Genomic DNA, 26,013 nt, shown 5'->3' on the forward strand with positions numbered 1-26,013 from the left:
ATACGAAACAAGGAATTAGATCAGGCGTTTGCCGACTGGACCAAGGGGTTTACCGCTCCAGTCAGCCGTACTTTCCGTGGGACGATGAGACGAGTCATGCGAAAGATTCCCTTTCAAACGCATGTAGGGATTCATCACGGACGCATTTGCAATAATGGCCCGTCCAGCAGTGCCATAGGGAAGTTAGCTAACAGTTTCTCAACGCCTGCATTTTTATAAAAAAACGATGTCGACGAGGCTAGCTATTATCTAGGTCAATACATTTACCGAGAACTTCTTGACACATACATATCGCGGTATATTCTTGTAAGAAGCTTGACACATGTGGTACTATAATGGCAACAACCATATATTTCATAATTTTTATTACGCATTCATTTTAAAGGAGATCGTGGACAATGACCGTATCCCAATCTAACAATAAATGGCGATATATATATATAAGTTTATATACTATAGGCGGAGTCTTTTCTCTTCTTACTCTCTGCCTGTTAGCTTGGATCGCATATTGCATTGCGGTGGAAGCTGAACCGCTGGCTGCTATTTCTTTCTTGCCGCCTATGCCGACCGCCGCTGTATTTCTTCTTGTTCTTGGAATTATGCTGATTAGTATCATCGCATGGCAATTAGGTGCCAAATGTCAAGGACAATATGAACAACATTTGAAATGAAAGGTAGTCCTGTATGAGAAAAACTGAATTTATGGATCTTCTAAAATATTATTTTCGCAAAAGCGACAAAGATGATTTGAAAGGGATTCTTGAAGATTGTGAAGAACAGTTCCGTATTGGCGCAGATGAAGGAAAATCAGAAGAAGAAATATGTTGTAAATTGGGACATCCGAAAAATATATACCGATATTATATCGGAAAACCCATCGTACCCGAAGATAACCCGAAAATGCCTTACACATATGATGATCCTTCTGATACCGAATATATGGATGACAGAACACAGCAATACAATACTCCGCTACACGAAAAACAAAACAAGGCTTACGACTGGGAAAATGATCCCCAGCGTCTCCGCCGACGGGCAGACTCCGAACAATATTATCGTCAGCCCTATCCTGCACCAAACCGGCATATTCCGGGAGAAGATCCTTCTTCGTACCGAGATGCCTATGATTCACATGGTTACAGAACGCCTCCGCAATCACGATACCGTGCAGCTCCTCCTTATCCCAACGAATCAGATGACGAAGAGTTCCAATGGGGAAAGGACAGCGCACTGTCTCCCGCAACCATGATTGTAAATCCATTTATGCAGATTATAGGAACTTTGTTTCATATATTAGGAGGATTCCTTTTCATCTTTTTTGCGGTTTCTATCGTTGGCAGCATTGCAATTACCAGCATGCCTTTATATTTGTATTCTGACTTGCTGCCGCTTCCGACAATTACCCTCAAAACATTGGTCTTTGCTAACTTGGCAATTCTTTTTGCTGCCATGTCCGCTATGTATGCCGGCTCCGCTTGCCAAAATACGGGGAAATCTAATCAGCGCAAGAAAGGCAGGGGATAGTAATGTCGAAGGTGATAATCTGCCTGGTGTTATCTTGTATATTTTCCTTTTTAAGTTATACTTCCTTTATGACAAATGATTATCAGCCACTGCAAAACTGGATTACTTATTATAAGGAATATCAGGAATTACAGGGAGCTTTACATAAAGGAACTGCTGAAAAAACAGAATTATTTGAAAAGTTAAAACGCATGTATCCAGAAAAAGCAAAGGTCTGGGAATCGCAATTACGCAGTAAATATGGCGATCTTCAGGAGGATGTCCATTCTGCAGAAAATGCGGCTGCCTCACAAACACGCAGTGAAGATACTGCCGCACCTCGTAAGCAACCCGCCGTTAGTGCTTCTCAGAAGCAATCATACACGGATTCAGTCCGCTCTAACAGTCAAAATAATCAGAATAACAAACAAAAACAAGAATAACAAAAATTGGCTGTATGACACACTTGTTTTTTTGCACTACATGCGTTATAATTTTATTAATAAGTAATTATTATTGTTTACTTGGTAATTATAACAAGGAGGTAGTCCGATATGCAATTAAAAGGCAGTAAAACAGAAAAGAATTTACAAGCCGCTTTTGCCGGTGAATCTCAAGCTAGAAATAAGTACACCTATTATGCCAGCGTAGCAAAAAAAGCAGGTTATGAACAGATCAGTGCTTTTTTCGAAGAAACAGCGGGAAACGAAAAAGAACATGCCAAAATGTGGTTCAAACACCTCATGAATGGTATGCCGGATATCGATGGTGCATTGAAGGATGCCGCAGCTGGTGAACATTATGAATGGACTGAAATGTATCCTTCCTTTGCAGCAGTAGCAAAAGAAGAAGGTTTTAACGATATTGCTTTTGAATTTGAAAAAGTAAGTGAAATCGAAAAACATCATGAAGAACGGTATCTGGCGCTTTTAAATAATATCCAAAAAGAACAGGTATTCAAGCATACGGAAAAAACAGTTTGGCAGTGCCGTAATTGCGGTTATATCTGCGAAAGTGCCGAAGCTCCGCAAAAGTGTCCCGTTTGCGCTCATCCCCAGGCTTACTTTGAAGTCCGTAAAATTAATTACTAATTGATTGATTTTCATAAACTTGCACTATCTATGGCTTTATAATTTTCAAAGACCCTGCCAATTTACATATTGGCAGGGTCTTTTCAATATTCTCTATGCATTTTCATTGGCCCGAAACCGATATCCATTTCCCCATACCGTTTCAATTGCCGTAAATTCCGGTTTTACTTCATTTAACTTATCTCTCAGTCGATTTACATGCACGGTAACCGTAGCTAATTCACCCAGTGCATCCAAGTGCCATATCATTTCAAATAAATATTTTTTCGAAAAAACCTGATTCGGATGTTGTGCTAAAAACAGCAGCAGATTGAATTCTTTACCCGTCAACGGTATTTCTATTTTTCCGCGAAATACCTGATGTCGACTGATAAAAATCCGCAAATCGCCAATATGCACATCCGGGGTGTTTACATCGGACACTTGCTGGCGCTTGCCCAGTAACCGATTATGGACTTCCAAATGAGCTTTTAATCTGGCAACCATTTCCGTCGGACTAAAGGGTTTTACGATATAATCATCGGCTCCCAAACTTAACCCTTTTATTTTATCTACATCTTCCCGTTTCGCCGTTACAAATAAAATCGGAACATCGCTCTTATCCCGGATTTTTCGACAAACAGTAAACCCATCTTCCCCTGGAAGCATGACATCCATCAGCACTGCATCAATATCACCTTTTTCAATAGCTTCCAATCCACCAAGGCCATTGCTGGCAATCGTAACAACAAAACCATTGGCTTCCAAAAAATCTCGTTCCAACGCGGCAATCAGTTCATCATCTTCAACAACTAAAATATGTGCCATTATATTTTCCTCCCTACTGTCTATTATTCGTCTATCCTTTGTATAAGGGTAACGTAATGCAAATCGTCAGCCCTCGATCATTATACGCGCGTATTGTTCCTTTATGGGCTTCTATTATCTTCTTGACAATAGCCAAACCCAATCCGCTCCCTTGATCTGTATGCGTTCGCGCCGCATCCAAACGAACAAAAGCTTCAAAAATATAATCTGTGTTGCTGGCAACGATACCCGGTCCGTCATCACTAAATAAGAAAACAAGAACATTGTCTTCTTTTTCTAAGTGCAGCCGAATATGTGAAACCGGACGTACTCGATATTTTACAGAGTTATTAAACAAATTATCAAAAATACGATGGAACTCTGTTTTATCAAGATACACCCTGTCTTCATCCGTTTCCATATTCCATTCAACAACAATATTATCTTTTTCAAAACGTTCTTTTTCTTCTATTATGTACGTCTGAAGTATTTCAGAAAAAGAACAAATTTCCGGTTTTGCCATAAACATAGATGTATCAAAGTGATTATAGAGAGATAAATTATTTACTAGTCGTTCCAAATCATCTGCACGTGTCTGTATTGCTCGATAGTAACGCTGCTGCTTTTCCTGCGTATCAGCGATACCCGTAAGCAACCCTTCTGCATACCCTTTTATCGACGTCAATGGCGTCCGCAGATCATGGGATATACCCGCTAATAATTCACGGCGATATTTTTCATATTCCGCTTGTCTCGCCATAGAATTTTTCAAATATGTCTGCATATCAGAAAAATCATGGCATACTTGAAGCAGTTCCTCCGTCTGCTTTCCTTTTAGATTTACGGGAGTCGTCAAATCTCCGGAACGTATCGCCTTTGCCGCCTTGCTGATTTGCTGCAAAGGATCAAGAATAAGTTCCTTGGATTTATTATACATGATTGTGTTAACAATAACCATCGTAATAAGCACAAAAAAGAACATTATAAATAAAAAGAAACTTACATAAGTATAAAAAAATGAAAAATGCACCGGTTCCATATCTTTTCCAGGGTTAATAGCTCTAATAATAGCAACATCATTTCCATTAACCCATTGGGTTTTTATAATGTGCACGTTCCCCTTGCTTGCGGTAATATAATCTAATTTGCGCGCTTCTTCCCCCAATATGCCGATTCCTATCTGATCATCTTCCGGAGTAATATTGTTGAATTGTTCTTCGCCATTGAGAGTATATTGCACATGATATCCCAGATCAGCCATTTGAATAACAAGACGCCGCACGGCTGCTTCGCGTTGTTCTGCATGAGCCGGATCCGTATCCGTCAGTGGTTTCTGTTCCCCATACAGCAAGCTTTGGGCATATACCAGCTCATCCCGGTCGGAAAACATATTTTCTACGGGATTCCAATAGGCATCATGCATCATAGCCGCAGCAAACAAACCTACCAGGCTGGAAATAACAAACGGCAGTACTATCATGATTAAATTTGAAATAAGCATCCTTCGCTTCAGCGTCATAGAAAAAGCCTTTCTGGATATTATTCCTTAGCAATGCGCCGGAATCCATAATCAAGTATATTAGGTGCATCTGTCCAACGATTATCATCATTAAATAATACAACTATCAGCGTATGTCCATCTCTGGTCGCCGAAGCAACCAAACAATCTCCCGCTGCATCAGTAAAACCGGTTTTAATACCATCGGCACCGGCATAGCCGCTCGTAAGAAAGTAATTAGTAGTAGTAACATATTTAGGTTTGCGGGAATCCATATATTTCATATTATATTCTTTCAAACTGACAATATATCGAAATTCCGGATAATGTTTCATTCCGTAAGCAGCCATCCGAGCCATATCTGTCGCCGTCGTATAATGTTTCGCCGCAGTGAGACCGTTGGGATTGACGAAATGAGTGTGTTTAGCACCCATTTTTGCCGCTTCTTTATTCATCATGTCGGCAAAGTTGTTCACAGAACCTCCTAATGTTTGTGCTACTGCCACGGCAGCATCATTTCCTGATACAACCATCATGCCCCGTAATATTTCTTTTAAACTAATAGGGTCTCCCGGAGCAATACCTAAGCAAGATGGTTCTGTATCGGCTGCTTCACTTGTAATGTGAACTGCATCATTCATTTTGTGTTTCCCGGCATCAAGCGCCGTAATCAATGTTACTATTTTTGTTGTACTGGCAGGATTCATCCACTTTGTAGGATTTACTTGATATAAAATTTTTCCTGTATCTGCATCAATCATGCAAGCAGCCTCTGCTCCTGTTGATGGTACCGCCGCCTCCACCACATTCGCCATGCCTCCGCAGGATAGCATCAACATGCTCCATAAACCAATTATACCTATCTTTTTCAATACACGTATCAATACACTTCACCTCTGGTAATTGATGCAATTATATACGGATACCTATAACTACATACATTTTTTATTATATCATTATTAAACACTTTTAATTTGATGTCAACGTATGGGGCATGAATACCTTCTTGATATATGATAGATGATTGAATTTCATAGAAAAAAATAGTATTATGATTATAACGATTGTGCTATCTGATGAGGAGATGGAATTATGTTCAATGATATCATGTTTTACGGTTTATTATTTATCATCTGTTTATTTGCAATATCGGCAGTCCGTTCTGTGTTAGCGATGGGACGATATAAAGATAAAAATATGACAAAATCGAAGCGTCAAAAATTAAATTTAATCCGTGCTTTGGGTGTTTTCTGCGTAGTTGCTTTCATTTGCTACATGGGATATATTTTCCAATAATATTGTACTGCCGCCATATAGCTCCTCGGCTGGCTGCCATTTATATTTGTACGTATCTATATTACCTTTTGTACGCAAAAAAAGCCAGCACATATTGCTGACTTTACATATCCATGGTGCGGCCGACTGGACTTGAACCAGCACGAGTTTTCACCCACTACCCCCTCAAAGTAGCGCGTCTGCCATTCCGCCACGACCGCATGTTGATTTGGTGCTTAGGGACGGAATTGAACCGCCGACACGGGGATTTTCAGTCCCCTGCTCTACCGACTGAGCTACCTAAGCAAATATGGCGACCTCGATCGGATTTGAACCGACGATCTTCGCCGTGACAGGGCGACATGTTAAACCGCTACACCACGAGGCCGCATAACTACACAATCAAGCCTTAATGGCTTGAACACTTGGATATTATACCATACGTAATTATCTTTGGCAAGAGTGCTTTTATATAATTCCATAAAATTACGTATAAAATAATCCTATATATTACTATGTAATCTTTTATTAATGATGTATAATAGGTAAGTAATATGTAAAATTTTTATTAATAAAGGGGTATGGATGTATGCCTAGGTCAACAATTGCACGAAGAATTTTTTATTTATTCTGTATTTTCCTTGTCATTTATGTTCTCTGTTTTCAATGGGAATTATTAATATCTTTAGGTTTAGGTGAAGATAATATCAAAGAATTTACATTTGGATTGATTCCTGCCGTAGCAGCCGTCACTCTAGCGCTGGCACTGTATTGGGAGAATATCTCTATTGCCTCGGTTATTCCTACCGCCATCATTGGTATTTCCTGGATCGTAACCGGGCCCTTGCTCAATTTTTCAACATTAGTCAAAAGCAATACGATTTATTTGAATAATATCTATGATGTCTATGTTGGTCTGTATGTGTTTGCTATCGTTTTTTGCATCAACATGCTCATGAAACAGCATCTTCCTCAAAAAACAGGAACGTTCTTAATGACACTGGTACAGATGGCAACCTTACTGATTCCGGCTGTGCAATGGGTATATTATGCATTATACCAGTCTTGCATCACCACTTCGGGAGCATTATTGATTTATCAAACTAATCCAGCAGAAATGCTGGAATATTTTCATTCTCTAGGTTATTCAAAATTGTTTTTTATTATAATTGCACTTGCTGCCATTATATCTGTGTTTGCAAAAGCAAATTGTCACCGGATTCATTGCTCCGGACTGTCTTGGAAACCGAAAATAATCGCGTTGTTATCACTTATTATCATTTTCCCTTCTTTTTACGCTTTAGGCAGCGAAATTTTTCCCGAGTGTTTTCCTATCCGCTTATTTCTTGATACGCGAGACTATATGAATCGGTCTTCTCTGTATGCAGAAAACCACGATGCCAAATTTGCCGAATTGCAGGCAGTCCAGCTTCACAAGCCTGATCATCCGCACACCGTTATTGTCGTCATTGGAGAATCAGAAACACGAACACTCATGAATGCATATAATCCCAGTCATGTAGAAAATACGCCATGGCTTACGGCGGAAAAAAACAATCCTCAATTCACCTTATTCAATAACGTATACAGCTGTGTTTGGTATACAGTACCGGTCTTAGAACATGCTTTGACTGAATCCAATTTTTACAATAATAAAGAGTTCAATGAATCTATATCTATTATTGATATGGCAAAAAAAATAGGATATAAAACATACTGGTTTAGCAATCAAGGTTCTGTTGGAGTCGCCGATACTCCGATTACCCTTGTGGCTAACACCGCTGACAACGCCGAATGGACTGATCGTGATTTAAAAGAATCTTGTCATGACGATGCACTGTTAGGTTTTTTACAGCGCGTCAATCCGAATGAAAACAACTTTATTGTACTTCATCTTATGGGCAGCCACATTGAATATCGCAACCGCTATCCATCTGAATTTCAGCGTTTTGATGATGGAAAAATAAATGAAGAAGCTGATTTTGACAATACAGTGTTATATACCGATTGGATTTTATCGCAAATATTTGAATATGGCAGAGAACATCTTAATTTAGACGCGATGGTATATTTCTCTGACCATGGCTCCGATCCGTTAGAAGGTCGGAAACCTGATGAAACGGGATTTAAAGTATTGCGGATTCCCATGTTTTGTTATGTATCTCCTGACTATATAGAACGTAACCCGGTTATTGCTGATACATTGAAAGCCCATCAAAATTCTTTTTTTACAAATGATTTGGAATATGAATTTATTTGCGGGATATTAAATATTCAATCGCCTAATTACGATCCATCCTACAGTTTAGCTTCTCCTGCATGGAAAATGAAGCGGCAGGATCTCGTCACCCGCTTCGGGCAGACAAGTCTGATGGATGACAAAGAATTCTAGCACAAAAAATCTCTGCATAAGCAAGTGGTATGTATACCCTATGCTTTGCAGAGATTTTTATATTCCGCCTATATGTCATCCGTGATATGGTATATATATTTATCACTAATAATATCATCTACCAAATCAACTTCCCCATCTGTATCTATCAATGCCGCCAGTCCTTCTTCACCGGTCCGGATCCGCATAACATTCAACACCGATTCCACAAAAATCTTGCCATCACCTATATGACCTGTATAACAAGCCTTACGAGCTGCTTCCATAATTTTTCGCACGGGAACATCTCCCACTATGATTTCTACTTTTATTTTCGGCAATAAATTAAGTGAAATTTGTGTATCCCGATAAAATTCCGTATATCCTCGAGAAACACCGCATCCATACACTTGGGTTACTGTCATTCCCGGTACACGAAGCTCATCCATAGCTTCCTTTAAATCTGTAAGCTTTTCGGCACGAGTTATAATTACAACCTTCAATAATTCTTTCATTCACACAATCTCCCGTCGTATATATCCCGTCCCCTAACAGGTAGATATCAAACAATTCAAGGAGGCGGTCCGGGAATGGCATTTTTTCATCCGCTCAACCATACCATTCCACCGACTCCAAACAAGCATCCGAACAATGATAGAATAATCTTGTAGCCATACTTAGCTGTCGAAATAACAACAAAGATATCATCCCCCAATGATAGTTTGTTGTCTCCCTATATTTCAGGCAGCCGCCAAAACCACAATATTGTAATTAACACGCAAAAAGCCTCTGCAGCACATTGCAGAGGCTTCATTGCCTGTATTAAATTACAAGTAAATAGTACACTATCCGTGGGCATTTGTCAATATATCCTGTATTTTTTTTATTATTACTAACTAATTCCAATATCATATATGTGTATATGCTATAATAAAAAAAACAGTATGGTCTCATTAATCCGTAATAGACAGGAGGTATCACAAATGAAATCAACGTGTATCGGGGCTGCATTATTTCCCCATCCCCCCATTATGCTGCCGGAAATCGGACAGAATGAGCTGGATAAAATAAAAGCTACTGTCCAAGCTGTTTCCCATGCTTCTCAACTGATTATCGAACAACATCCTGAAACAATCATCATTATGTCACCGCATAATTATATCTTCAGTGATGGTGCCGCCATTTTTACAGAGCCTGCCCTATACGGCAACTTGGGCAAATTCGGATTTCCCGAATTATCTATGTCTCTTACCACGGATATGACACTTGCCAATGAAATTATCTATGAAACAAACAAAACCTTGCCCTTGCATCAACTTAATCAAAAAGACTGGGGTGACCGTTATGGGTATTCTATTTCCATTGATCAGGGTACCTTTGTCCCTATGTATTATTTGCAAAAAGCAGGCTTTCAAGGTTCCATCATTTTACTTTCACCTTGTTTTTATCAGTATAATATGATGACAACCCTGGGTGATATTGTCCTGAAAGCCGCTAAAAAAATAGGCCGTCGTATTGCCGTAATTGCTTCCGGAGATTTATCACATCGCTTATTGCCGCATTCGCCTAATGGCTATACTCCTCAAGGAGCCGTATTCGACAATACCGTTATGGACTCTTTAAAAAAACAAGATATTACGTTGCTGCGTGCTATGCCTGATTCTCTCATCGAAGAAGCCGGCATGTGCGGTCTTCCATCTGTTTATTTTTTATTTGGAATACTGCGCAGTTTTCAATCTTATATGCCGGTATATTCTTATGAAGGACCGTTTGGTGTCGGTTATGGTGTTGCCTTATACTTAAACGAAAACAGGGCTCCGCAAAAACCATCCGCAGAAAAAGATATCCGCATACAACTGGCCCGGCGAAGTATAGAATATTACTTATCTCATCATGCTATATTATCTACGCCTTCTTCGCTTCCCGAAGAATTGACTGAAAAATCAGGTGTGTTTGTGTCTCTGAAAAAACAAGGGGAACTGCGAGGCTGTATCGGCACATATCTCCCCATACAGCTTACGGAAGCAGCCGAAATCATTCATAACGCGGTAGCCGCTGCTGTCCGTGATCCCCGCTTTTATCCTGTCGAATTAAACGAGCTGAAGGATATTACTATTTCCGTTGATGTCCTCGGCATCCCGGAAGCTATATCATCTTCCGCGCAACTTGATCCCAAAAAATATGGAGTCATCGTCATGAGTCATGCGAATACCGGACTACTGCTGCCTAATTTAGAAGGAATTGATACAGTAGAACAACAAATTACCATCGCAAAACAAAAAGCCCATATTCCAGCAGCGGTTCGCCCTGATTTATATCGTTTTACCGTAACCCGTTATGAGTAGAGGCGTTGATCATGGAAGCGCTATATTATGAAAAAAAGCCGGCCAACGCTATACACTGCATGCTTTGTCCTCATCATTGCCTTATTCCTCCCGGACATTGCGGGCGCTGCCACACACGTTACAATGATGCGGGGATACTCTTGGCATTAAACTATGGCCAGTGCACATCTATGGCTCTCGATCCCGTTGAAAAGAAACCACTGCAGCGCTTTCATCCCGGCAGTTTTATCCTATCATTGGGCTCATGGGGATGTAACTTTCATTGCTCTTTTTGTCAAAATTGGCAGATATCGCAAGACATACCGTCTTATGAAGAAATATCTCCGCAAGATGCCGTGCGTTTAGCTATTCAACTGAAAAAACGAGGAAATATTGGTATTGCATACACCTATAATGAGCCTATCATATGGTATGAATTTCTTCGTCAGACAGCACCGCTTATCCATAAAGCCGGATTGTATAATGTTGTTGTTACAAACGGTTTTATAGAAGAAGCTCCCCTGCGAGAACTTCTCCCTTTGATAGACGCCTGGAACATTGATATAAAATCTTTTGATGAAAATTTTTATCTTCGCCGCTGCAAGGGTGCACTTTCTCCCGTTAAACGTACCATTGCATTAGCTGCCGCCGCTGCGCATGTAGAAGTAACAACACTGCTCATCCCCGGCGAGAACGATAAAATCGAAGAAATAGAAAAGACAGCGCATTGGCTCTCAAAAATTGATCCCCAAATTCCTTTTCACTTGACACGATACTTTCCACAGTATAAAATGAGCCTTCCCGCCACACCCATTTCTACGCTGCGCAGCGGTGCGGCGGCAGCCAAAAAATGGCTTGACTATGTATACATTGGAAATGTCCCTGATGACGATTTAGATCAAGTATAAGAAAAACAAAACTTCATTATACTAAAGTCGTATAATCGTTAAACGATATACCGTTTTCTGTCCTCTGTAAAATCCGAATAAATAGCGTTATAATGTGTGCTAATACGTTAAAAGGAAGAGATGATGGAAAATGTCTTTAAGAGAATTTACATTTGGTATCGGAGATACCTTTCAAAAGGTATGTTTGCCGGAAGAACACATTTCCGACGTCATGGAAGGAAAAAGCGTGCCGGCCGTTGATATCAAAAAAGCCACTATCGACTGTATGCGCAATCCGATAAGCAGTGACCCTTTGCAAAAAAAAGTAACACCAGGAGATTCGGTTTGTCTTGTCGTCGCGGATTGTACCCGCATCTGGAACCAATCAAATAAATTTTTAGTATATATTATCAATGAACTAAACTTAGCCGGCATTCCCGATACAGACATCTGCATCGTATTTGCTCAAGGTTCTCATCGTGCTCATACACCGGAGGAAAATATCAAAGTTTGCGGTGAAGAAGTGTGCCGGCGTATTAAAATGTACCAGCATGACTGTAACGATACTACGTTGGTAGATTTGGGGAAAACAAAAATAGGTACACCGCTTTTCATTAATAAGCATGTCGTCGATGCCGATAAAGTCATCATTGTAGACGGTATTACCGTACATTTATTTGCTGGTTACGGCGGTGGCCGCAAACTCATCCTTCCCGGAGTCTCCGGTTATAAAACTATTCAATGCAATCATTGCCACGCCTTAGCTCCCCAAATCGGCGAAGGTGTCAATCCGCTTACCCGTCCGACCTTACTAGACCATAATCCATTGAATGATGATATGATTGAAGCCTGCGCAAAAATTAATCCTTGTTTTCTTGTCCATTCCATCATCAATGCAGAAGGTGAAATCTGCCGTATGGTCGGAGGCGACTGGTATGATGCTTGGTTAGAAGGTACAAAGGAAGTACACCGCATCCAACAGGTTCCCATGAAGCAAAAAACAGATGTCGTATTTGCCTGTGCCGGTGGATATCCAAAAGATGTAAGTTTGTATCAAGGCAGCAAATGCTATGATCCTGCTGAAATGGCCGTCAAAGACGGCGGCATTGTAATTGCCATCATGGAAGCCCGGGATATAAAAGAACCACCTGCATACATGGACAGTTTTTGTTTTGACACAATGGAAGAGATGGAAAAAGCATTGCGTGCTGAATTTACTATTCCGTTTTTTGTCGCTTATAATTTATTCTGTCTATGTCATCGCTGTACTGTAATTCTCGTAACTCGTCCAGAAAACTTTGAAGATATACGGCGCACCGGACAAATTCCTGTCGCGACAGTAAAAGAAGCTTGGCTGCTGGCACAGAAAAAACTTGAGGAACAAAAAAAGAACGATTATACCATTAATATTATGACACATTGTACGACAGTAGTTCCTACCCTCGCACAATAAACCCACCGATCAGCTAGTATCCTGCAATCACTATTTGTGGTAAAATAAGTATATTAAATTTTACACTGAGGAGTTGATTTCATGGAAATTGTAAAGAAAGAACATTTTTTTGACGGCGCCGGTCATGTAATCTTCAAGCATTTGCTTACAAATGAACAACTGAACGAAAAATGCCGGGTTTATGCCGAAGTAACACTGGAACCGGGTTGCGAAATCGGCTATCATGTTCACCACGGAGATGCCGAAACATTCTATATTTTATCCGGCGAGGGTGAATTTAACGATAACGGAACAGTCCGAATCATAAAAAAAGGGGATGTCACCTATACCCCATCCAATGTCGGTCATAGCTTGATCAACAAAGGATCTGCCAATCTGGTACTTATGGCTTTAATCATTTACGATTGAACTAATTCTGCATTCAATAAAAGAGGATATCTATGAAAATAATACAGAAAGAACATGCTTCGGGCGGCAAAGGATATATTACAGTAAAACAGCTGCTCGATGCAAAACAGCTGAACGAAAAATGCGGTTTATATGCAGAAGTAACGATTACTCCCGGTAATTCTCTGGGCTATCATGAACATCATGGAGAAAGCGAAACCTACTATATTCTTCAAGGAGAAGGCGTATATGATGATAATGGCATAACACGCACGGTTACCGCAGGTGATGTTACTTTTACCTCCCATGGCATGGGCCACGGAATTGAAAACAAAGGAACGAAAGATCTTGTCTTTATGGCTTTGATAATTTTTGATTAACAGAAAATAAAAACAAACAAAGACTGTCTATTTTAGACAGTCTTTGTTTGTTTTTACGTAATTTCGGTAAAAATACGACAATTTACACTTTATGCTGATTATTCATGCTTTTTCAATTTTTCATAGATTGCTTCATAGTTTTCACATAGTCATAAATATAAGGCGCCGCATTATCTCCCTGTTTGGCAATAATATTAACAATAGCGCTGCCAACAATAATTCCATCTGCATATGCTGATATGTCGGCAGCTTGCTGCGGCGTATTAATACCAAAACCAACCGCAGCCGGCGTACGGGTCTCTGTCCTGACAATATGAATAATTTCTTCTAAATCCGTCGCAATTTCCTTGCGAACCCCGGTAACCCCTAAAGATGATACAATATAAAGAAACCCTTCTCCAACAGCTGCAATTTCTTTGATGCGATCTTTCGAGGTGGGTGCAATCATAGAAATAATATCAATGCCATATCTATGAGCTGTTTCAGATATTTCCCGGCGCTCTTCATAAGGGAGATCCGGTATAATGATACCATCTACGCCTATTTTCGCGCATACAGCAAAGAATTTTTCTATTCCATACGTAAAGACAGGATTAAAATAAGTTAAAAAGACAAGGGGAATTTGTGTTTTTTCACGTACCAGGGAAACTAAGCGAAAAATATCTTCCAACCTCGTATGCCCTTTCAATGCCCGGATATTTGCTTCTTGAATGACGGGGCCCTCTGCAATGGGATCAGAAAAAGGAATTCCTATTTCTATCAAATCAGCTCCCCCTTTTTCCATAGTTAAAATAAATTCGCAGCTTTTTTCAATAGATGGGTCGCCGCCTGTTAAAAAACCAATAAACGCTTTTCCATTTTTAAATGCATTTCCAATATTACTCATCGCGCAAATTCCTCCCTTTATATCTGGCAATCGCCGCTACATCCTTATCTCCCCGTCCTGACAAACATACAATCAGAATATCGTCTTTACTCATTTTAGGGGCCATCTGCATGGCATGAAATAATGCATGTGCACTTTCAATAGCACAGATAATTCCTTCCGTACGAGCCAGATATTCAAAAGCTTCCACTGCTTGTGAATCGGTAACAGGTACATATTGTGCCCGTCCAATATCATGGAGATGTGCATGTTCCGGCCCAATTCCCGGATAATCCAACCCCGCAGAAATAGAATATACGGGGTCAATCTGTCCCTGATCATTTTGACAAAATAACGACTTCATGCCATGAAATACGCCTATAGAGCCTTTGGCAATTGTTGCCGCATGGTAGGGTGTATCTATCCCGCGTCCAGCCGCTTCACAACCAATAAGCTGCACTTGCGCATCCTCAATAAAATGATAAAACATACCGATAGCATTACTGCCGCCGCCTACGCAGGCAACCACGGCACGAGGCAATTTTCCTTCTTTTTCCAGTATCTGCTGCCGTGCTTCTTTACTGATAACACTTTGAAAGTCTCGTACCATCGTAGGAAAAGGATGCGGCCCCATAACCGATCCAATAACATAATGCGTATCCTCTACTCTGTTTACCCATTCTCTCATGGCTTCATTGACTGCATCTTTAAGAACTTTTGTCCCGCTCGTTACAGCATGAACTTTTGCACCAAGAAGTTCCATACGATATACATTAAGAGCTTGGCGAATGGTATCTTCTTCTCCCATGAATACTTCGCATTCAAGTCCCATAAACGCCGCCGCAGTTGCGGTTGCCACCCCGTGTTGTCCCGCTCCGGTTTCGGCTATGACCCGGGATTTTCCCATTTTTTTAGCTAATAAGCACTGTCCCAAGGCATTATTGATTTTATGAGCACCTGTATGATTAAGGTCTTCACGCTTCAAATATACCTTAGCCCCTCCCAAATCTTCCGTCATTTTACCCGCATAATACAGCAGAGACGGTCGATTCGCATAATTATCTAATAAGTCCTTCAATTCCGCTTGAAACTGAACATCTTCTTTATAATGCGTATAGGCCTTATCCAAACGTATAATCTCATTCATTAATGTTTCCGGTATATATTGTCCGCCAAAAACTCCAAATCGTCCCGTTGTCATTATAGTTCCTCCTATTGTGCAGTTCCGCAATGGACCTGCCTTATAAATTGTCTGATTTTATCTCTGTCTTTACATCCTTGTATTTCAACACCGCTGCTTACATCTAATGCAAAGGGGTGAAGATGACGTGCTTTTTCCACATTAGCCGTACATATCCCTCCTGCTAAAAAGAAAGGACGTTTTATGTTTTCGATAAGCGTCCAGTCAAAACATTGGCCCGTACCGCCTCTGCCATGGTCAAACAGAACATAATCCGCACTGCTCTGACACGCTTTTTGTACATCTGCTGCAGATTCTATGGAAAACGCTTGAATAATAGGAACCTTGCTATGTTGCCGCAGCCGCTTTATATACATTTCATCTTCTTGTCCGTGAAGTTGTACCCATTGAATCGTTTCTAATTGAACCAATTGTTGTATATGTTCAAGTGTTTCATTAACAAACACCCCTACTGCAGGAATATGGGGATTCAACATTTGTCGTAAAATACCGGCTGTCTTATCTTCTATGCGCCTTTTTTCCCCTGCAAAAACAAATCCTACATAGTCAGGTAGTTCTTCATTGGCCCATTGAATTTCACATGGTCTTAAAATTCCGCAGAGTTTAACTTTAATCATAACTCCCACCTTGAAGTTCTTGTAACATTCTTTTTTTATTGCTGCTTCGCATAAGCGTCTCTCCTATCAAAACAGCATCGACTCCATAGGTCTTCAGCCGTTTTATATCTTCAGCCGTTTTAATTCCACTTTCTGCGACAAACAACACATTCTTCGGCACTAAACGCCGCAGCCGGCAGCTCGTATCAAGAGATACTGTGAAATCCTTCAAATTACGGTTATTAACACCAATAATTCTGGCACCGCAGCGCAGTGCCCTATATATTTCAGCTTCATCATGCGCTTCAACAAGCACTGATAATCCCAGATTATCGGCCAAAGAAAAGAAAGAACATAAGGTTTCATCATCCAAAACAGCACAAATCAACAAAATCGCAGAAGCTCCCAATACCTTGGCTTCATAAATCTGATACGCATCAATAATAAAATCTTTCCGTATAATGGGAATAGAAACAGTTTCCGCAATATGCTGTAAATACTGTGGTGATCCTTTAAAATAATCACGTTCTGTCAAAACGGAAATAGCTGCCGCACCGGCTTTTTCATATTCCTCGGCAATCGCGAGATACGGAAAATCCGGCGCAATAAGTCCTTTGGAAGGAGATGCTTTTTTTACTTCACAAATAAACGACATCTCCGTTGCAGCCAACACTTTTTCAAAAGGAAATTCGCCATAGGATGTTATTGCAAGTGCCTGTTCCTTCATTTCCTGCAGCAAATTATGGGTTTTATCAGTTTTAACTCGCTGACGTACGGCTTTTATGATATCATCTAAAATCATTTTCGTTTCTCCTTACGAAACTAACTGACTTTGCGTTACAAAGGCGTCCAATGTTGCTGCTGCCTGACCGCCGTCAATAAGCGCTTCTGCCTGCCGCATGCCTTGTTCAAGGGTTGCTGCTTTGCCAAAAATATAGAGACCTGCGCCGGCATTCATAACAACGGCTGTTCGCCGCGGTCCTGCAGATCCGCTTAAAACATCGCGCGTAATACGAGCATTATCAGCCGGCGTGCCGCCACATAAATCGGATTTAGCACAACGGGTAAAGCCAAAATATTCCGGTGTGATGACATAATTTTTAAAATCATCTCCCTCAAATTCACAGATAGTAGTTGCCGCAGAAGCAGAAATTTCATCCAGTTTATCCTGTCCATAAACCACCATTCCGCGTTTTACGCCCAGTCCCCGCAAAACATGCGCCATAGGTTCTACCAAAGCTTGGTCATATACCCCTAAAATTTGATGTGTAGCATGAGCTGGATTGGTTAGCGGTCCTAAAATATTAAATACCGTAGGAACTCCCATTTCCTTGCGAACAGGCCCCACATATTTCATGGATCGATGATAATACTGCGCAAAGAAAAAACATAATCCCACTCTATTCAGCAATGCAATGCAGGCATCCGGAGTAAGAGAAATATTGGCCCCTAATGCCTCCAGCACATCTGCCGCTCCGCTTTTAGAAGAAGCTGCCCGATTCCCATGTTTAGCAACTTTAGCCCCTCCGGCAGCACATACACAGGCTGCCGTAGTAGAAATATTAAATGAATTAGAGCCATCTCCGCCGGTACCGACAATTTCCAATAAATCCATATGCGGTTCAATTTTCAATGCATGGTCACGCATGGAGGATGCACAAGCTGTAATTTCTGTAATGGTAGCTTTTTTTGCTTGTAAAGCAGTCAAAAAAGCGGCGGTCTGAATTTGAGTCGTCTGTCCATTCATAATTTCATCCATAACTTGTATTGTTTCATTCATTGTCAAATTTTCATGATTAATCAATTTTTGTATTGCTTCTTTTATCATATTGAATTCCTCCCACGCCGCAGCATTTATTGTGTTTTTAAAAAATTCTCAATAATAAGAGGCCCCATCGGAGTTAAAATCGATTCCGGATGAAATTGCAATCCATATAAAGGAAATTCCCGATGGGCAACTGCCATAACTTCATGTTCGTCTGTTTCAGCTATTATCGATAATTCTGAAGGCAGCGTATCCGGCTCCACCGCTAACGAATGGTATCGTCCGACTTCTACTTTTTCAGGTAATCCTTGAAACAAAGAATTTTCCGCAGCAAGATGTGCCCAGGATTGTTTGCCGTGCATAAGCTTTTTAGCATATGTAACAATGCCGCCAAAGACTTCACAAATGGCCTGATGTCCTAAACACACGCCAAGAAGAGGAATCTTTCCAGCTTCTTTTTGGATTAATTCTTCACAAATCCCGGCAGATGAGGGGCGGCCCGGTCCGGGAGATATAACAATATGACTCGGTTTCATCCTTTCTATCTCTCTCACGGTTCGTTCATCATTGCGGACAACTTGTATGTGAGGATCAAATTGTCCCAGCAGTTGATACAGATTAAAAGAAAAACTGTCATAATTATCAATAAGCAATATCATTATCGATCCCTCCTTCTGCCTGCTCCAATGCAGTTATCACCGCTTGTGCTTTATTTAAACATTCTGTATATTCCCGTTCAGGCACGCTGTCGGCAACAATCCCTGCCCCAGCCCGAATACATACATGATTTTTTATCTTATATGCCAGCCGTATCGCAATGCAGGTATCCATATTTCCCGTAAAATCAATATAGCCAACAGCGCCGCCGTAAACACCGCGTTTATTATTCTCTAATTCGTCTATAATTTGACAGGCTCTGATTTTTGGTGCCCCTGATAAAGTACCGGCTGGTAAAACAGCGCCAATGGCATCAACAGCACTTTTCCCTTTTTGTATACGGCTGCTGATAGTAGATCCCATATGCATCACATGGGAAAATTTCAAAATATCAAGATAGGTGTCAACACGTACACTGCCAAATTCACTAATCCGTCCTAAATCATTTCGTCCCAAATCAACAAGCATATTATGTTCTGCCAATTCCTTTGGATCATGCAGCAATTCTTGCTTCAACTGTTCGTCTTCCTCTGCTGTCGCGCCCCTCTTACGTGTCCCGGCCAAAGGAAAGGTATATAATTTATCTTCCTGCAGACGTGTCAATGTCTCCGGTGAAGAACCCGCAATTTCCACTTCATCCCCCGATAAGTAAAACATATACGGCGATGGATTTACGGTGCGCAGTACTCGATAGGTATCCAAAAGGCTGCCTGACGCTTCTGCTCGCAGCCGATTAGAAAGCACTACTTGAAAAATATCTCCTTCCTGTATATAATGCTTTCCTTTCTCGACCATAGCGCAATATGCGGCTTTATCAAATAATGCTTCAAACGAGCTATGCAGCACCAACGGTTCCGATTCAGCCTTCACGCCGTTACAAATAAGGTCCGCCATAAATTTCAATTCACGTTGTGCTTTATTATAATTTTCCTCTGCATTATCAAGACAGACATTGGCAATAAGAATAATTTTTTGCTTAAGATGATCAAAAACTATTACTTTATCAAATAACATAAGATCAAAATCGTTGAATTCTTCATCATCGACAGACCGGATTTGAAGAGTAGGTTCACTATACTTAAGATAATCGTAAGAAAAATATCCTACCAGCCCCCCCGTAAAAGGAGGCAGTTCCGGAATGCGGGGAGACACATATTCTTTTAATATTTTTCTGATACAGCTATCTGGTGATTCTGTATAAACCGTAGTACCGTCTGCTGATTTAACATGAATCGTTCCATCCTTGCAGGTAAGTTCCATTTGGGGATTATATCCAAGAAAAGTATACCTTCCCCATCGCTTAGCATCCTCCATACTTTCTAAAATATAACAGCGGGAACTGGCATGTTTCAAAATACGCAGTACTTCAACGGGAGTACGCACGTCGGCACACATGCTGCAGCTGATCGGTACAACTTTGTAGTTTACAGCATACGTTTTAATTTCTTCCAGTGACATCATTTGCATCTGTAACCTCCTTCAATATTCAGATAACAAAAAAAATCCGTCCACGACAATAAAATTGTCAAGGACGGATATAATTCACCCGCGGTGCCACCTTGTTTTAGGGTTTGATCCCTACACTCGACGGAATACCAACATATTCCCGGCAACTGACGTATGCCCCACGTTGCAGAATACTCAGGTCACCCTTTTCACTGCACCCTCGGCGGTCCATTTAACGCGCTGCGTCCGGCCGGCTCTCAGCTACCCGGCTCTCTGTACGTGCACGACATCGTTTTTACTTCCGCTTCACAGGTTTATATGGACGATGTTTTGTTGTTGCTATGTATCTTACTCCGAAATATCAAACTTGTCAACAAAAAAATATAGTTGTATGTGCCAATACGTTCTCATTATATTTTTTAAACTGAATAATAGCGGGTCCTAAAAATTTTGTTTTTTACAAAAATTTATACACTGAAAATTTTTCAAATACCATTACAATCAAACTGCGCACCGCATTTCAAGCAGATGGCTTGACTCACAGTGCGCAGAATCGCCTGAACTATTAACTTATCTCATGCGATATCGATGCAGACCATCAATATCTCGACATTGTATCGTCCCTTCATCCAATAGATATTCAAGATGGGACAAACATTCGCCAAGAGCAAACCATTTTTGAGTAATAGGAAAATCTTCCCAGCGTTTTCCTCTCATAGACCATGTCATATGCGCTGCAATTTCAAAAGCAGTTGCTTCCGGCATTGTCCTTACCAGCTGGCAAGTTTCGGTTAAACGATGCCGATGATGTGCCTTAATACTATCGATTCGTTCCACAACAGACGTATCTCCCTTGCGATGCCCGGGAAGAGCCAGTTTTACTGGAAAATTCCGTACTTTATCCAGACTTTCCAAATACGTATGGAGAGCATGCTGCATATTATTCCAGATCGTAATATTAGGTGTAATATCAAAGAGAATATGATCACTGGAAAAAAAGATCTCATGTTCCGGGATATATAAACAACAAAGCCCTTTTGTATGACCTGGTGTATGAATAACGTGAATATACTGATCGGCAAGATGTAGTATTTGTCTGTCTTGCACAAGTATTGCCGGGAAGTGGGGATCCGGTGCAAATTTACGTGCTTGATTGGCTGCCTGCGTCCGAATGACATCGCCCGGCATCCCTTCCTGGGCATATCTTTTCTCTGTTGCAGCCCACATGGAACCATCCGCCCCATCTTGCAGGTATTGATAATCAATTTGATGCATATACACGGTCGCTCCGGCAGCTACAAAATCGTTGACAAGACCGCTATGGTCCGCATGCAGATGTGTCAAAAATAAATCGACCTTCGATAAATCAACTGCTAGCTCTTTCAAGCCTGTCATCAATGCATTTCGGCATTCCGGGCGCTTGAATCCCGTATCAACAACAAGTGTCCGTTCTTTACCGGGAAGTACATACGAATTAAGATACTTTAAGGGATTATCTGGCAGCGGTACTTGAATTTGAAAAATATCTGGTTGTTCATGTAGTTTCTGTATCATAGTCATGTTCCTTTTTTTGGTATTAAGATTACTGCTTCATTATACCTCATTCAGGCTATAAACAAAAACAAAAAGACAACATTCCGATTTATTCCCATTTAAAACGTTTATTGTCATCAACAGGAAGTTCTTTATTTTGTATATCTTGTTTCAATGCTTTATAAAAAGCTATCAGTAATAACACAATAACACATAGTATCGGAATCGCAAATACTGTAGTTACCGATTGAATCGTTTCCAAAACATTCAATCCCGGCACCATATGTTCTAAGAAAAGTATGCTGACCGGCAGCAGCAGTACTAGAAAAGCCCAAAAAATCTTGTACCATTTCTGCGGTTCTTCATCATTTTTAAGATTTTTGGATGTTAAAATAGACACCACCGTAGAAGCGGCCGTTGCTCCGCAGGCAAGTGTAATAAAAACAATAGCCATATATGCAATAATCGCAATCGTAGAAAATGGCAATGTCTTCAGAACCGCAAGCACAGCAATATTATTTCCACTATCTTCAACGATCTGAGACAAGGGAAGCACTCCGGTTAATTCCAAATTCATGCCGTAATTTCCCAGTACAGCAAACGCCAGCCAACAAGCCAACGACGTCCAGATACAACGAACTACTGCAATTTCTCTGAATGTTCGTCCATACGACACACGAGCCAGCCATAACCCATCTGAAATAGTACAGCCTAAATACCACGCCCAGTAAAAAATCGTCCATTGCTGTACAAATCCGGTCTGTGCAATCGCATCTGTATTAAAACTCATATGAATAAATTCACGAAGATTAGTCCCTATCGCCATGGTAAAATTATTCAGAATAAACGATGTCGGCCCCACGAATAAAACGAATACAAAAAATGCCAACGCTAATTTTATATTAAAATTACTGATAACACTAATACCTTTTGCAATACTTTTAGATGTAGATAATATAAAGAATAAGCAGAAAACAAGAATAACACCTATCCGCAATGAAAAAGTAACTTCTAATCCAAAAACATATCCAGCCAATTCGGCTAAAATAGAGGTTCCCAAGCCAACAGTACAAACAAGTCCCCCAATATAGCCAAAGGCAACGATGCCATCAATGCATTTACGAACAATTCTAACAAAAGTGCCATTACCGGTAAGCACATTTTTACAAAGATCCGAAACATTAAGAGAATCTACTTTTTTATTCCAAAAAATATAACCCAAGGCTAAAGAAACAGGTAAATAGATTGCCCATGCAGAAAATCCCCAGTGAAACATCCCATAAGCTGACGCATATTCATAGGCTTGTACGGACATAGGAGTTACTCCAAATGGCGGTGTTTTAACATAATACATCCACTCTACCATACCAAAAATAAAAATACCCGCACCTGCAGCCGAACACATATTCATTGCCGCCCACGAAAACGTTTTATAATGGGGTTTTGCATTAGGTCCGCCCAGCCGAATATCTCCATACTTTGAAAACATAATAAAAACAGCAAAAATAGCACTGCAAAAGGCAATGAGCATAAGCAGCCAAGGAAAGTCCAATGTCATAACAGTATAAAACATCTTAATAACAGCAGCACTTCCTGCTGGTGAAATAATCATGGGAACAACCATAGCTATGAGCAAGCCGACAGCAAGCAAGGCTACCGGCAGATTAATATTTTTCAACATCGGTTTATCCTCCTCACCACTATTTAATTTTCTTCAAATACGTTCAACGCCTGCTTAAAATCAGCAATTAAATCCGCGCTGTCTTCGGCTCCGGCAGAAATGCGAATAAGCCCTTCTTCCATTCCCATTTCCAATAATTTTTCTGGTGAAAAATCATTGCGGAAAGCCGTTGCCGGGTGCGCGATCGTAGTCCGATAACCGCCCAATGTCCCCAGGTATTTAACAATTTTTAATCGATGCATAAAAGCGTTTACTTTATCTCTGCTGTCTTCCACGCGAAAACTAAGCATAGCACCACATCCCTTTGGCATTAACTTCATCGCCAGCTCATGCTGTGGATGATTTGACAGTGTCGGATAATTGACATACCGTACATGCTTATCCTGCTGCAAGGCTTCCGCAATTTTTTTAGCATTTTCAAATTGCTTCATAACACGCATTTCCATCGTTCTTATACTCCGCAGCATAAGCCAAGAACTATTCGGATCAAGACACCCTCCAAACAATAAATAATCGGCGTATATTTTCTTCATTACTATATGAGATCCAGTTATACAACCTGCCGTAATATCACTATGTCCTCCAAAGTACTTCGTCATACTGTGAATAACGATATCCGCCCCGTGTTCTAATGGGCGTATAGCAAACGGTGTTGTAAAAGTACTATCCACCAGCACCAAGGCGTTAGCATTATGTGCTGCTTGCACAATAGCATCAATATCGGTTACCTCAATCAATGGATTCGCAATAATTTCTGTATATACTATTTTAGTATTGGGCTGTATCGCAGCTTGTACGCTTTTTACATCGGTAAAATCAGCATATGTAACGGTAACATTAAATTTTTTTACTATATTTTCAAACAGCTCAATGGTTTCGCCATAAATGGAACGGCTTGCTATAATATTATCTCCGGCTTTGATTAAAGATAATATAGCCGTAGAAATAGCTGCCATTCCCGATGCACATACTAAAGATTGTTCTCCATGTTCTAAATAAGACACGATTTCCGCCACACTGTCCCGATTCGGATTGGCAGTCCGGCAATAATAGTATTTTCCGCCTTTACTGGCAAAATCATAGTCATCCATATCTGCAATAATATTTGCCGTCGAATGATAAATCGGTGGCGTCTCCGGCCGTTCAACAGGTAAAGCGGGTTCGCTTCCTACATATAAAATATTAGTTTCTCTTGATGCTTCAGAATTCATAGTATATCGCCTCCAAAATTTTTATACCCTAAGCGTAGACCTTCTTCTTAGAAGCGAGTCAAGAATATCTATTATGATTTATTTGCATACAATAACGCACTTTCAATAAAAATTGAAAGTGCGTTATATATTATTCAGGTGGCAGCAGCATCTGAATTTCATATTCTGCATCCATATATTCCACCAAATTTCCCTCAAACTCCAATCCAATCACAGTCACTGGGCGGGTAGAAGAAAAAAAAGTTTGAAGGACTTTCGTATCCCACTGTTCCCGTAATAATTTAGTACGAAAACATAAATATTCTCCTGCAGGCAATTCCTTATAATACGGGGTATAAAAATCAGGCCGCTGTTTTAAATAAATAAAATATGTTTTCGGCTTGAATATCGATTGAAACAAATCAGGCACCGATAATTCATATCCATACTGCCGCCGATAAGACAACGCATGCAATTGTTTCAGACTACGTGCTGCCGCTAGGCGAATTTCCATATCTGCCAGTTCATCTTGTTCATAACAAGGAACATAGATAACATGCCTGGTATCTTGCTGCGTCCTATATAAAGCCGTAGACGGCTCCATCTGGCTTAAATACGTAAAATAATTAATATACCATTCAATGTCTTTTATCCGTGATTGAATCTGTTCAAGTTCATGGTATGCCGTTTGCCATTCGTTTTCCAATGCCGGCAAAAGACCATCTACCGTACCTTTCTTCATAATATTTCTAATTTCGGAAAGAGGAAGTCCCAGATGCTGTAAATACTTAATGCGGTCAATACAGTGAAATTGATTGAATTCATAATACCGATACCCTGTTTCCATATCGACATAAGATGGCTGCAAAATATCTATTTTTTCATAATGACGCAAAGTTTGTGTTGTAACTCCCAAAAGTTTTGCCGTTTCGCCAATCGTATAATATTTTTTCATAAACACCACCCAAATAAATTGAACTTTATCCTTACCATAAGGTTGCTATGCGATGCTTTTTCTGGTTACCTTCACACTGAATGCAACTGCCGTATTTCCATTTCTATGTACTAGGACCGCAATTGGTTTTAAAAAACTCATTCTATACAGTGTACTATTCTTTTTATTA

26 protein-coding genes, 3 tRNA genes and 1 pseudogene are annotated in these 26,013 nt (G+C 40.4%); 12 read left to right on the forward strand and 18 right to left on the reverse strand.

The window, feature by feature from the left end:
- The 5 genes and pseudogenes from BLR11_RS14155 to rbr all read left to right on the forward strand — a co-directional run.
- Nucleotides 1-219, forward strand: a pseudogene (locus BLR11_RS14155) (hypothetical protein); the annotation flags it as partial.
- 179 nt (nucleotides 220-398) lie between these two features.
- A complete protein-coding gene (locus BLR11_RS11030; protein WP_091651998.1) occupies nucleotides 399-671 on the forward strand; it encodes a hypothetical protein in 273 nt (90 codons plus the stop codon).
- Nucleotides 672-684: 13 nt separating this feature from the next.
- On the forward strand, nucleotides 685-1,524 hold the full coding sequence (locus tag BLR11_RS11035; RefSeq protein WP_091652001.1) for a DUF1700 domain-containing protein: 840 nt from the start codon (nucleotides 685-687) through the stop codon (nucleotides 1,522-1,524).
- A gap of 2 nt (nucleotides 1,525-1,526) precedes the next feature.
- Nucleotides 1,527-1,946, forward strand: a complete 420-nt coding sequence (locus tag BLR11_RS11040) for a hypothetical protein (RefSeq protein WP_091652003.1) — start codon at nucleotides 1,527-1,529, stop codon at nucleotides 1,944-1,946.
- A gap of 111 nt (nucleotides 1,947-2,057) precedes the next feature.
- A complete protein-coding gene (rbr, locus tag BLR11_RS11045) occupies nucleotides 2,058-2,594 on the forward strand; it encodes a rubrerythrin (RefSeq protein WP_091652006.1) in 537 nt (178 codons plus the stop codon).
- Nucleotides 2,595-2,687: 93 nt separating this feature from the next.
- Here the strand turns inward: rbr and BLR11_RS11050 are convergent, their stop codons facing one another.
- From BLR11_RS11050 to BLR11_RS11060, 3 genes are read right to left on the reverse strand one after another with little or no spacing between them, the layout of a single operon-like run.
- Nucleotides 2,688-3,401 carry a response regulator transcription factor gene (locus BLR11_RS11050; protein WP_091652009.1) on the reverse strand — a complete coding sequence of 238 codons (714 nt, stop codon included), beginning with the start codon at nucleotides 3,399-3,401 and terminating at the stop codon, nucleotides 2,688-2,690.
- A gap of 31 nt (nucleotides 3,402-3,432) precedes the next feature.
- A complete protein-coding gene (locus BLR11_RS11055; RefSeq protein WP_091652012.1) occupies nucleotides 3,433-4,899 on the reverse strand; it encodes a HAMP domain-containing sensor histidine kinase in 1,467 nt (488 codons plus the stop codon).
- A gap of 20 nt (nucleotides 4,900-4,919) precedes the next feature.
- Nucleotides 4,920-5,762 (reverse strand): D-alanyl-D-alanine carboxypeptidase family protein, encoded by an 843-nt coding sequence (locus BLR11_RS11060; protein WP_245675145.1) that lies wholly within the window; start codon nucleotides 5,760-5,762, stop codon nucleotides 4,920-4,922.
- A 208-nt stretch (nucleotides 5,763-5,970) separates the two neighbouring features.
- Between BLR11_RS11060 and BLR11_RS11065 the strand changes: the two genes are divergently transcribed.
- Nucleotides 5,971-6,174, forward strand: a complete 204-nt coding sequence (locus tag BLR11_RS11065) for a hypothetical protein (RefSeq protein ID WP_091652015.1) — start codon at nucleotides 5,971-5,973, stop codon at nucleotides 6,172-6,174.
- Nucleotides 6,175-6,288: 114 nt separating this feature from the next.
- Here the strand turns inward: BLR11_RS11065 and BLR11_RS11070 are convergent.
- The 3 genes from BLR11_RS11070 to BLR11_RS11080 form a co-directional block, all read right to left on the reverse strand.
- Nucleotides 6,289-6,374, reverse strand: a tRNA-Leu gene (locus BLR11_RS11070).
- Between the two features lie 9 nt (nucleotides 6,375-6,383).
- Nucleotides 6,384-6,459, reverse strand: a tRNA-Phe gene (locus BLR11_RS11075).
- A 5-nt stretch (nucleotides 6,460-6,464) separates the two neighbouring features.
- Nucleotides 6,465-6,541 (reverse strand) — tRNA-Asp (locus BLR11_RS11080).
- A gap of 201 nt (nucleotides 6,542-6,742) precedes the next feature.
- Here BLR11_RS11080 and BLR11_RS11085 point away from each other — a divergent pair.
- Nucleotides 6,743-8,545, forward strand: a complete 1,803-nt coding sequence (locus tag BLR11_RS11085; protein WP_091652019.1) for a phosphoethanolamine transferase — start codon at nucleotides 6,743-6,745, stop codon at nucleotides 8,543-8,545.
- Between the two features lie 68 nt (nucleotides 8,546-8,613).
- Here BLR11_RS11085 and BLR11_RS11090 read toward each other — a convergent pair whose 3' ends face one another.
- On the reverse strand, nucleotides 8,614-9,039 hold the full coding sequence (locus BLR11_RS11090; RefSeq protein ID WP_091652022.1) for a P-II family nitrogen regulator: 426 nt from the start codon (nucleotides 9,037-9,039) through the stop codon (nucleotides 8,614-8,616).
- Between the two features lie 468 nt (nucleotides 9,040-9,507).
- On the opposite strand from BLR11_RS11090, the gene amrA reads away from it, so the two are divergent.
- From amrA to BLR11_RS11115, 5 genes are all read left to right on the forward strand, one after another.
- Nucleotides 9,508-10,869: an AmmeMemoRadiSam system protein A gene (gene amrA / locus BLR11_RS11095; RefSeq protein ID WP_091652025.1), complete on the forward strand. Its 1,362-nt coding sequence runs from the start codon at nucleotides 9,508-9,510 to the stop codon at nucleotides 10,867-10,869.
- Nucleotides 10,870-10,880: 11 nt separating this feature from the next.
- Nucleotides 10,881-11,756, forward strand: a complete 876-nt coding sequence (gene amrS / locus BLR11_RS11100) for an AmmeMemoRadiSam system radical SAM enzyme (RefSeq protein ID WP_091652026.1) — start codon at nucleotides 10,881-10,883, stop codon at nucleotides 11,754-11,756.
- Nucleotides 11,757-11,886: 130 nt separating this feature from the next.
- Nucleotides 11,887-13,188 carry an NPN-dependent 2-hydroxyacid racemase, LarAH10 family gene (larAH10, locus tag BLR11_RS11105; protein WP_091652029.1) on the forward strand — a complete coding sequence of 434 codons (1,302 nt, stop codon included), beginning with the start codon at nucleotides 11,887-11,889 and terminating at the stop codon, nucleotides 13,186-13,188.
- Between the two features lie 81 nt (nucleotides 13,189-13,269).
- Nucleotides 13,270-13,596, forward strand: coding sequence for a cupin domain-containing protein (locus BLR11_RS11110; RefSeq protein WP_091652031.1), 327 nt, complete (start codon nucleotides 13,270-13,272; stop codon nucleotides 13,594-13,596).
- 32 nt (nucleotides 13,597-13,628) lie between these two features.
- On the forward strand, nucleotides 13,629-13,955 hold the full coding sequence (locus tag BLR11_RS11115) for a cupin domain-containing protein (RefSeq protein WP_091652034.1): 327 nt from the start codon (nucleotides 13,629-13,631) through the stop codon (nucleotides 13,953-13,955).
- Nucleotides 13,956-14,067: 112 nt separating this feature from the next.
- Here the strand turns inward: BLR11_RS11115 and trpA are convergent, their stop codons facing one another.
- The 11 genes from trpA to BLR11_RS11170 form a co-directional block, all read right to left on the reverse strand.
- Nucleotides 14,068-14,841, reverse strand: coding sequence for a tryptophan synthase subunit alpha (gene trpA / locus BLR11_RS11120; protein ID WP_091652037.1), 774 nt, complete (start codon nucleotides 14,839-14,841; stop codon nucleotides 14,068-14,070).
- Nucleotides 14,834-16,021: a tryptophan synthase subunit beta gene (trpB, locus tag BLR11_RS11125; protein WP_091652040.1), complete on the reverse strand. Its 1,188-nt coding sequence runs from the start codon at nucleotides 16,019-16,021 to the stop codon at nucleotides 14,834-14,836. The genes trpA and trpB overlap by 8 nt, the downstream gene beginning before the upstream one ends.
- An 11-nt stretch (nucleotides 16,022-16,032) precedes the next feature.
- Nucleotides 16,033-16,638, reverse strand: coding sequence for a phosphoribosylanthranilate isomerase (locus BLR11_RS14685; protein ID WP_091652042.1), 606 nt, complete (start codon nucleotides 16,636-16,638; stop codon nucleotides 16,033-16,035).
- Nucleotides 16,631-17,419, reverse strand: coding sequence for an indole-3-glycerol phosphate synthase TrpC (trpC, locus tag BLR11_RS14690; protein WP_091652045.1), 789 nt, complete (start codon nucleotides 17,417-17,419; stop codon nucleotides 16,631-16,633). Before trpC ends, BLR11_RS14685 begins: the two co-directional genes overlap by 8 nt.
- 12 nt (nucleotides 17,420-17,431) lie before the next feature.
- Nucleotides 17,432-18,445: an anthranilate phosphoribosyltransferase gene (gene trpD, locus BLR11_RS11140; protein WP_091652048.1), complete on the reverse strand. Its 1,014-nt coding sequence runs from the start codon at nucleotides 18,443-18,445 to the stop codon at nucleotides 17,432-17,434.
- A gap of 26 nt (nucleotides 18,446-18,471) precedes the next feature.
- Nucleotides 18,472-19,041 (reverse strand): anthranilate synthase component II, encoded by a 570-nt coding sequence (locus BLR11_RS11145; protein ID WP_091652050.1) that lies wholly within the window; start codon nucleotides 19,039-19,041, stop codon nucleotides 18,472-18,474.
- Nucleotides 19,025-20,506 (reverse strand): anthranilate synthase component I, encoded by a 1,482-nt coding sequence (gene trpE / locus BLR11_RS11150; RefSeq protein ID WP_091652053.1) that lies wholly within the window; start codon nucleotides 20,504-20,506, stop codon nucleotides 19,025-19,027. The genes BLR11_RS11145 and trpE overlap by 17 nt, the downstream gene beginning before the upstream one ends.
- Before the next feature lie 549 nt (nucleotides 20,507-21,055).
- Entirely contained in the window at nucleotides 21,056-22,039 is a 984-nt protein-coding gene (locus BLR11_RS11155) for an MBL fold metallo-hydrolase (protein ID WP_091652056.1), read from the reverse strand.
- Between the two features lie 88 nt (nucleotides 22,040-22,127).
- A complete protein-coding gene (locus BLR11_RS11160) occupies nucleotides 22,128-23,699 on the reverse strand; it encodes a BCCT family transporter (RefSeq protein ID WP_091652059.1) in 1,572 nt (523 codons plus the stop codon).
- 23 nt (nucleotides 23,700-23,722) lie between these two features.
- Nucleotides 23,723-24,910, reverse strand: coding sequence for a trans-sulfuration enzyme family protein (locus BLR11_RS11165; RefSeq protein WP_091652061.1), 1,188 nt, complete (start codon nucleotides 24,908-24,910; stop codon nucleotides 23,723-23,725).
- 130 nt (nucleotides 24,911-25,040) lie between these two features.
- Nucleotides 25,041-25,844, reverse strand: coding sequence for a MerR family transcriptional regulator (locus BLR11_RS11170; RefSeq protein WP_091652064.1), 804 nt, complete (start codon nucleotides 25,842-25,844; stop codon nucleotides 25,041-25,043).
- Nucleotides 25,845-26,013: the final 169 nt, after the last annotated feature.

The sequence above is a fragment of the Megasphaera paucivorans genome (genome assembly GCF_900103535.1).
In the GTDB taxonomy this organism is placed as follows: domain Bacteria; phylum Bacillota; class Negativicutes; order Veillonellales; family Megasphaeraceae; genus Megasphaera_A; species Megasphaera_A paucivorans.

Bases quoted from the DNA above. Each gene is read 5' to 3' on its own strand.
- trpC (WP_091652045.1), bottom strand. From the start codon at position 17,419: ATGATTTTAGATGATATCATAAAAGCCGTACGTCAGCGAGTTAAAACT.
- BLR11_RS11035 (WP_091652001.1), top strand. From the start codon at position 685: ATGAGAAAAACTGAATTTATGGATCTTCTAAAATATTATTTTCGCAAA.
- BLR11_RS14685 (WP_091652042.1), bottom strand. From the start codon at position 16,638: ATGATTAAAGTTAAACTCTGCGGAATTTTAAGACCATGTGAAATTCAA.
- BLR11_RS11110 (WP_091652031.1), top strand. From the start codon at position 13,270: ATGGAAATTGTAAAGAAAGAACATTTTTTTGACGGCGCCGGTCATGTA.
- trpE (WP_091652053.1), bottom strand. From the start codon at position 20,506: ATGCAAATGATGTCACTGGAAGAAATTAAAACGTATGCTGTAAACTAC.
- trpB (WP_091652040.1), bottom strand. From the start codon at position 16,021: ATGACAACGGGACGATTTGGAGTTTTTGGCGGACAATATATACCGGAA.
- trpD (WP_091652048.1), bottom strand. From the start codon at position 18,445: ATGATAAAAGAAGCAATACAAAAATTGATTAATCATGAAAATTTGACA.
- BLR11_RS11170 (WP_091652064.1), bottom strand. From the start codon at position 25,844: ATGAAAAAATATTATACGATTGGCGAAACGGCAAAACTTTTGGGAGTT.
- BLR11_RS11090 (WP_091652022.1), bottom strand. From the start codon at position 9,039: ATGAAAGAATTATTGAAGGTTGTAATTATAACTCGTGCCGAAAAGCTT.
- rbr (WP_091652006.1), top strand. From the start codon at position 2,058: ATGCAATTAAAAGGCAGTAAAACAGAAAAGAATTTACAAGCCGCTTTT.
- BLR11_RS11165 (WP_091652061.1), bottom strand. From the start codon at position 24,910: ATGAATTCTGAAGCATCAAGAGAAACTAATATTTTATATGTAGGAAGC.
- BLR11_RS11085 (WP_091652019.1), top strand. From the start codon at position 6,743: ATGCCTAGGTCAACAATTGCACGAAGAATTTTTTATTTATTCTGTATT.
- amrA (WP_091652025.1), top strand. From the start codon at position 9,508: ATGAAATCAACGTGTATCGGGGCTGCATTATTTCCCCATCCCCCCATT.
- BLR11_RS11155 (WP_091652056.1), bottom strand. From the start codon at position 22,039: ATGATACAGAAACTACATGAACAACCAGATATTTTTCAAATTCAAGTA.
- BLR11_RS11115 (WP_091652034.1), top strand. From the start codon at position 13,629: ATGAAAATAATACAGAAAGAACATGCTTCGGGCGGCAAAGGATATATT.
- BLR11_RS11050 (WP_091652009.1), bottom strand. From the start codon at position 3,401: ATGGCACATATTTTAGTTGTTGAAGATGATGAACTGATTGCCGCGTTG.
- larAH10 (WP_091652029.1), top strand. From the start codon at position 11,887: ATGTCTTTAAGAGAATTTACATTTGGTATCGGAGATACCTTTCAAAAG.
- BLR11_RS11065 (WP_091652015.1), top strand. From the start codon at position 5,971: ATGTTCAATGATATCATGTTTTACGGTTTATTATTTATCATCTGTTTA.
- BLR11_RS11030 (WP_091651998.1), top strand. From the start codon at position 399: ATGACCGTATCCCAATCTAACAATAAATGGCGATATATATATATAAGT.
- BLR11_RS11055 (WP_091652012.1), bottom strand. From the start codon at position 4,899: ATGACGCTGAAGCGAAGGATGCTTATTTCAAATTTAATCATGATAGTA.
- trpA (WP_091652037.1), bottom strand. From the start codon at position 14,841: ATGAGTAATATTGGAAATGCATTTAAAAATGGAAAAGCGTTTATTGGT.
- amrS (WP_091652026.1), top strand. From the start codon at position 10,881: ATGGAAGCGCTATATTATGAAAAAAAGCCGGCCAACGCTATACACTGC.
- BLR11_RS11040 (WP_091652003.1), top strand. From the start codon at position 1,527: ATGTCGAAGGTGATAATCTGCCTGGTGTTATCTTGTATATTTTCCTTT.
- BLR11_RS11160 (WP_091652059.1), bottom strand. From the start codon at position 23,699: ATGTTGAAAAATATTAATCTGCCGGTAGCCTTGCTTGCTGTCGGCTTG.
- BLR11_RS11145 (WP_091652050.1), bottom strand. From the start codon at position 19,041: ATGATATTGCTTATTGATAATTATGACAGTTTTTCTTTTAATCTGTAT.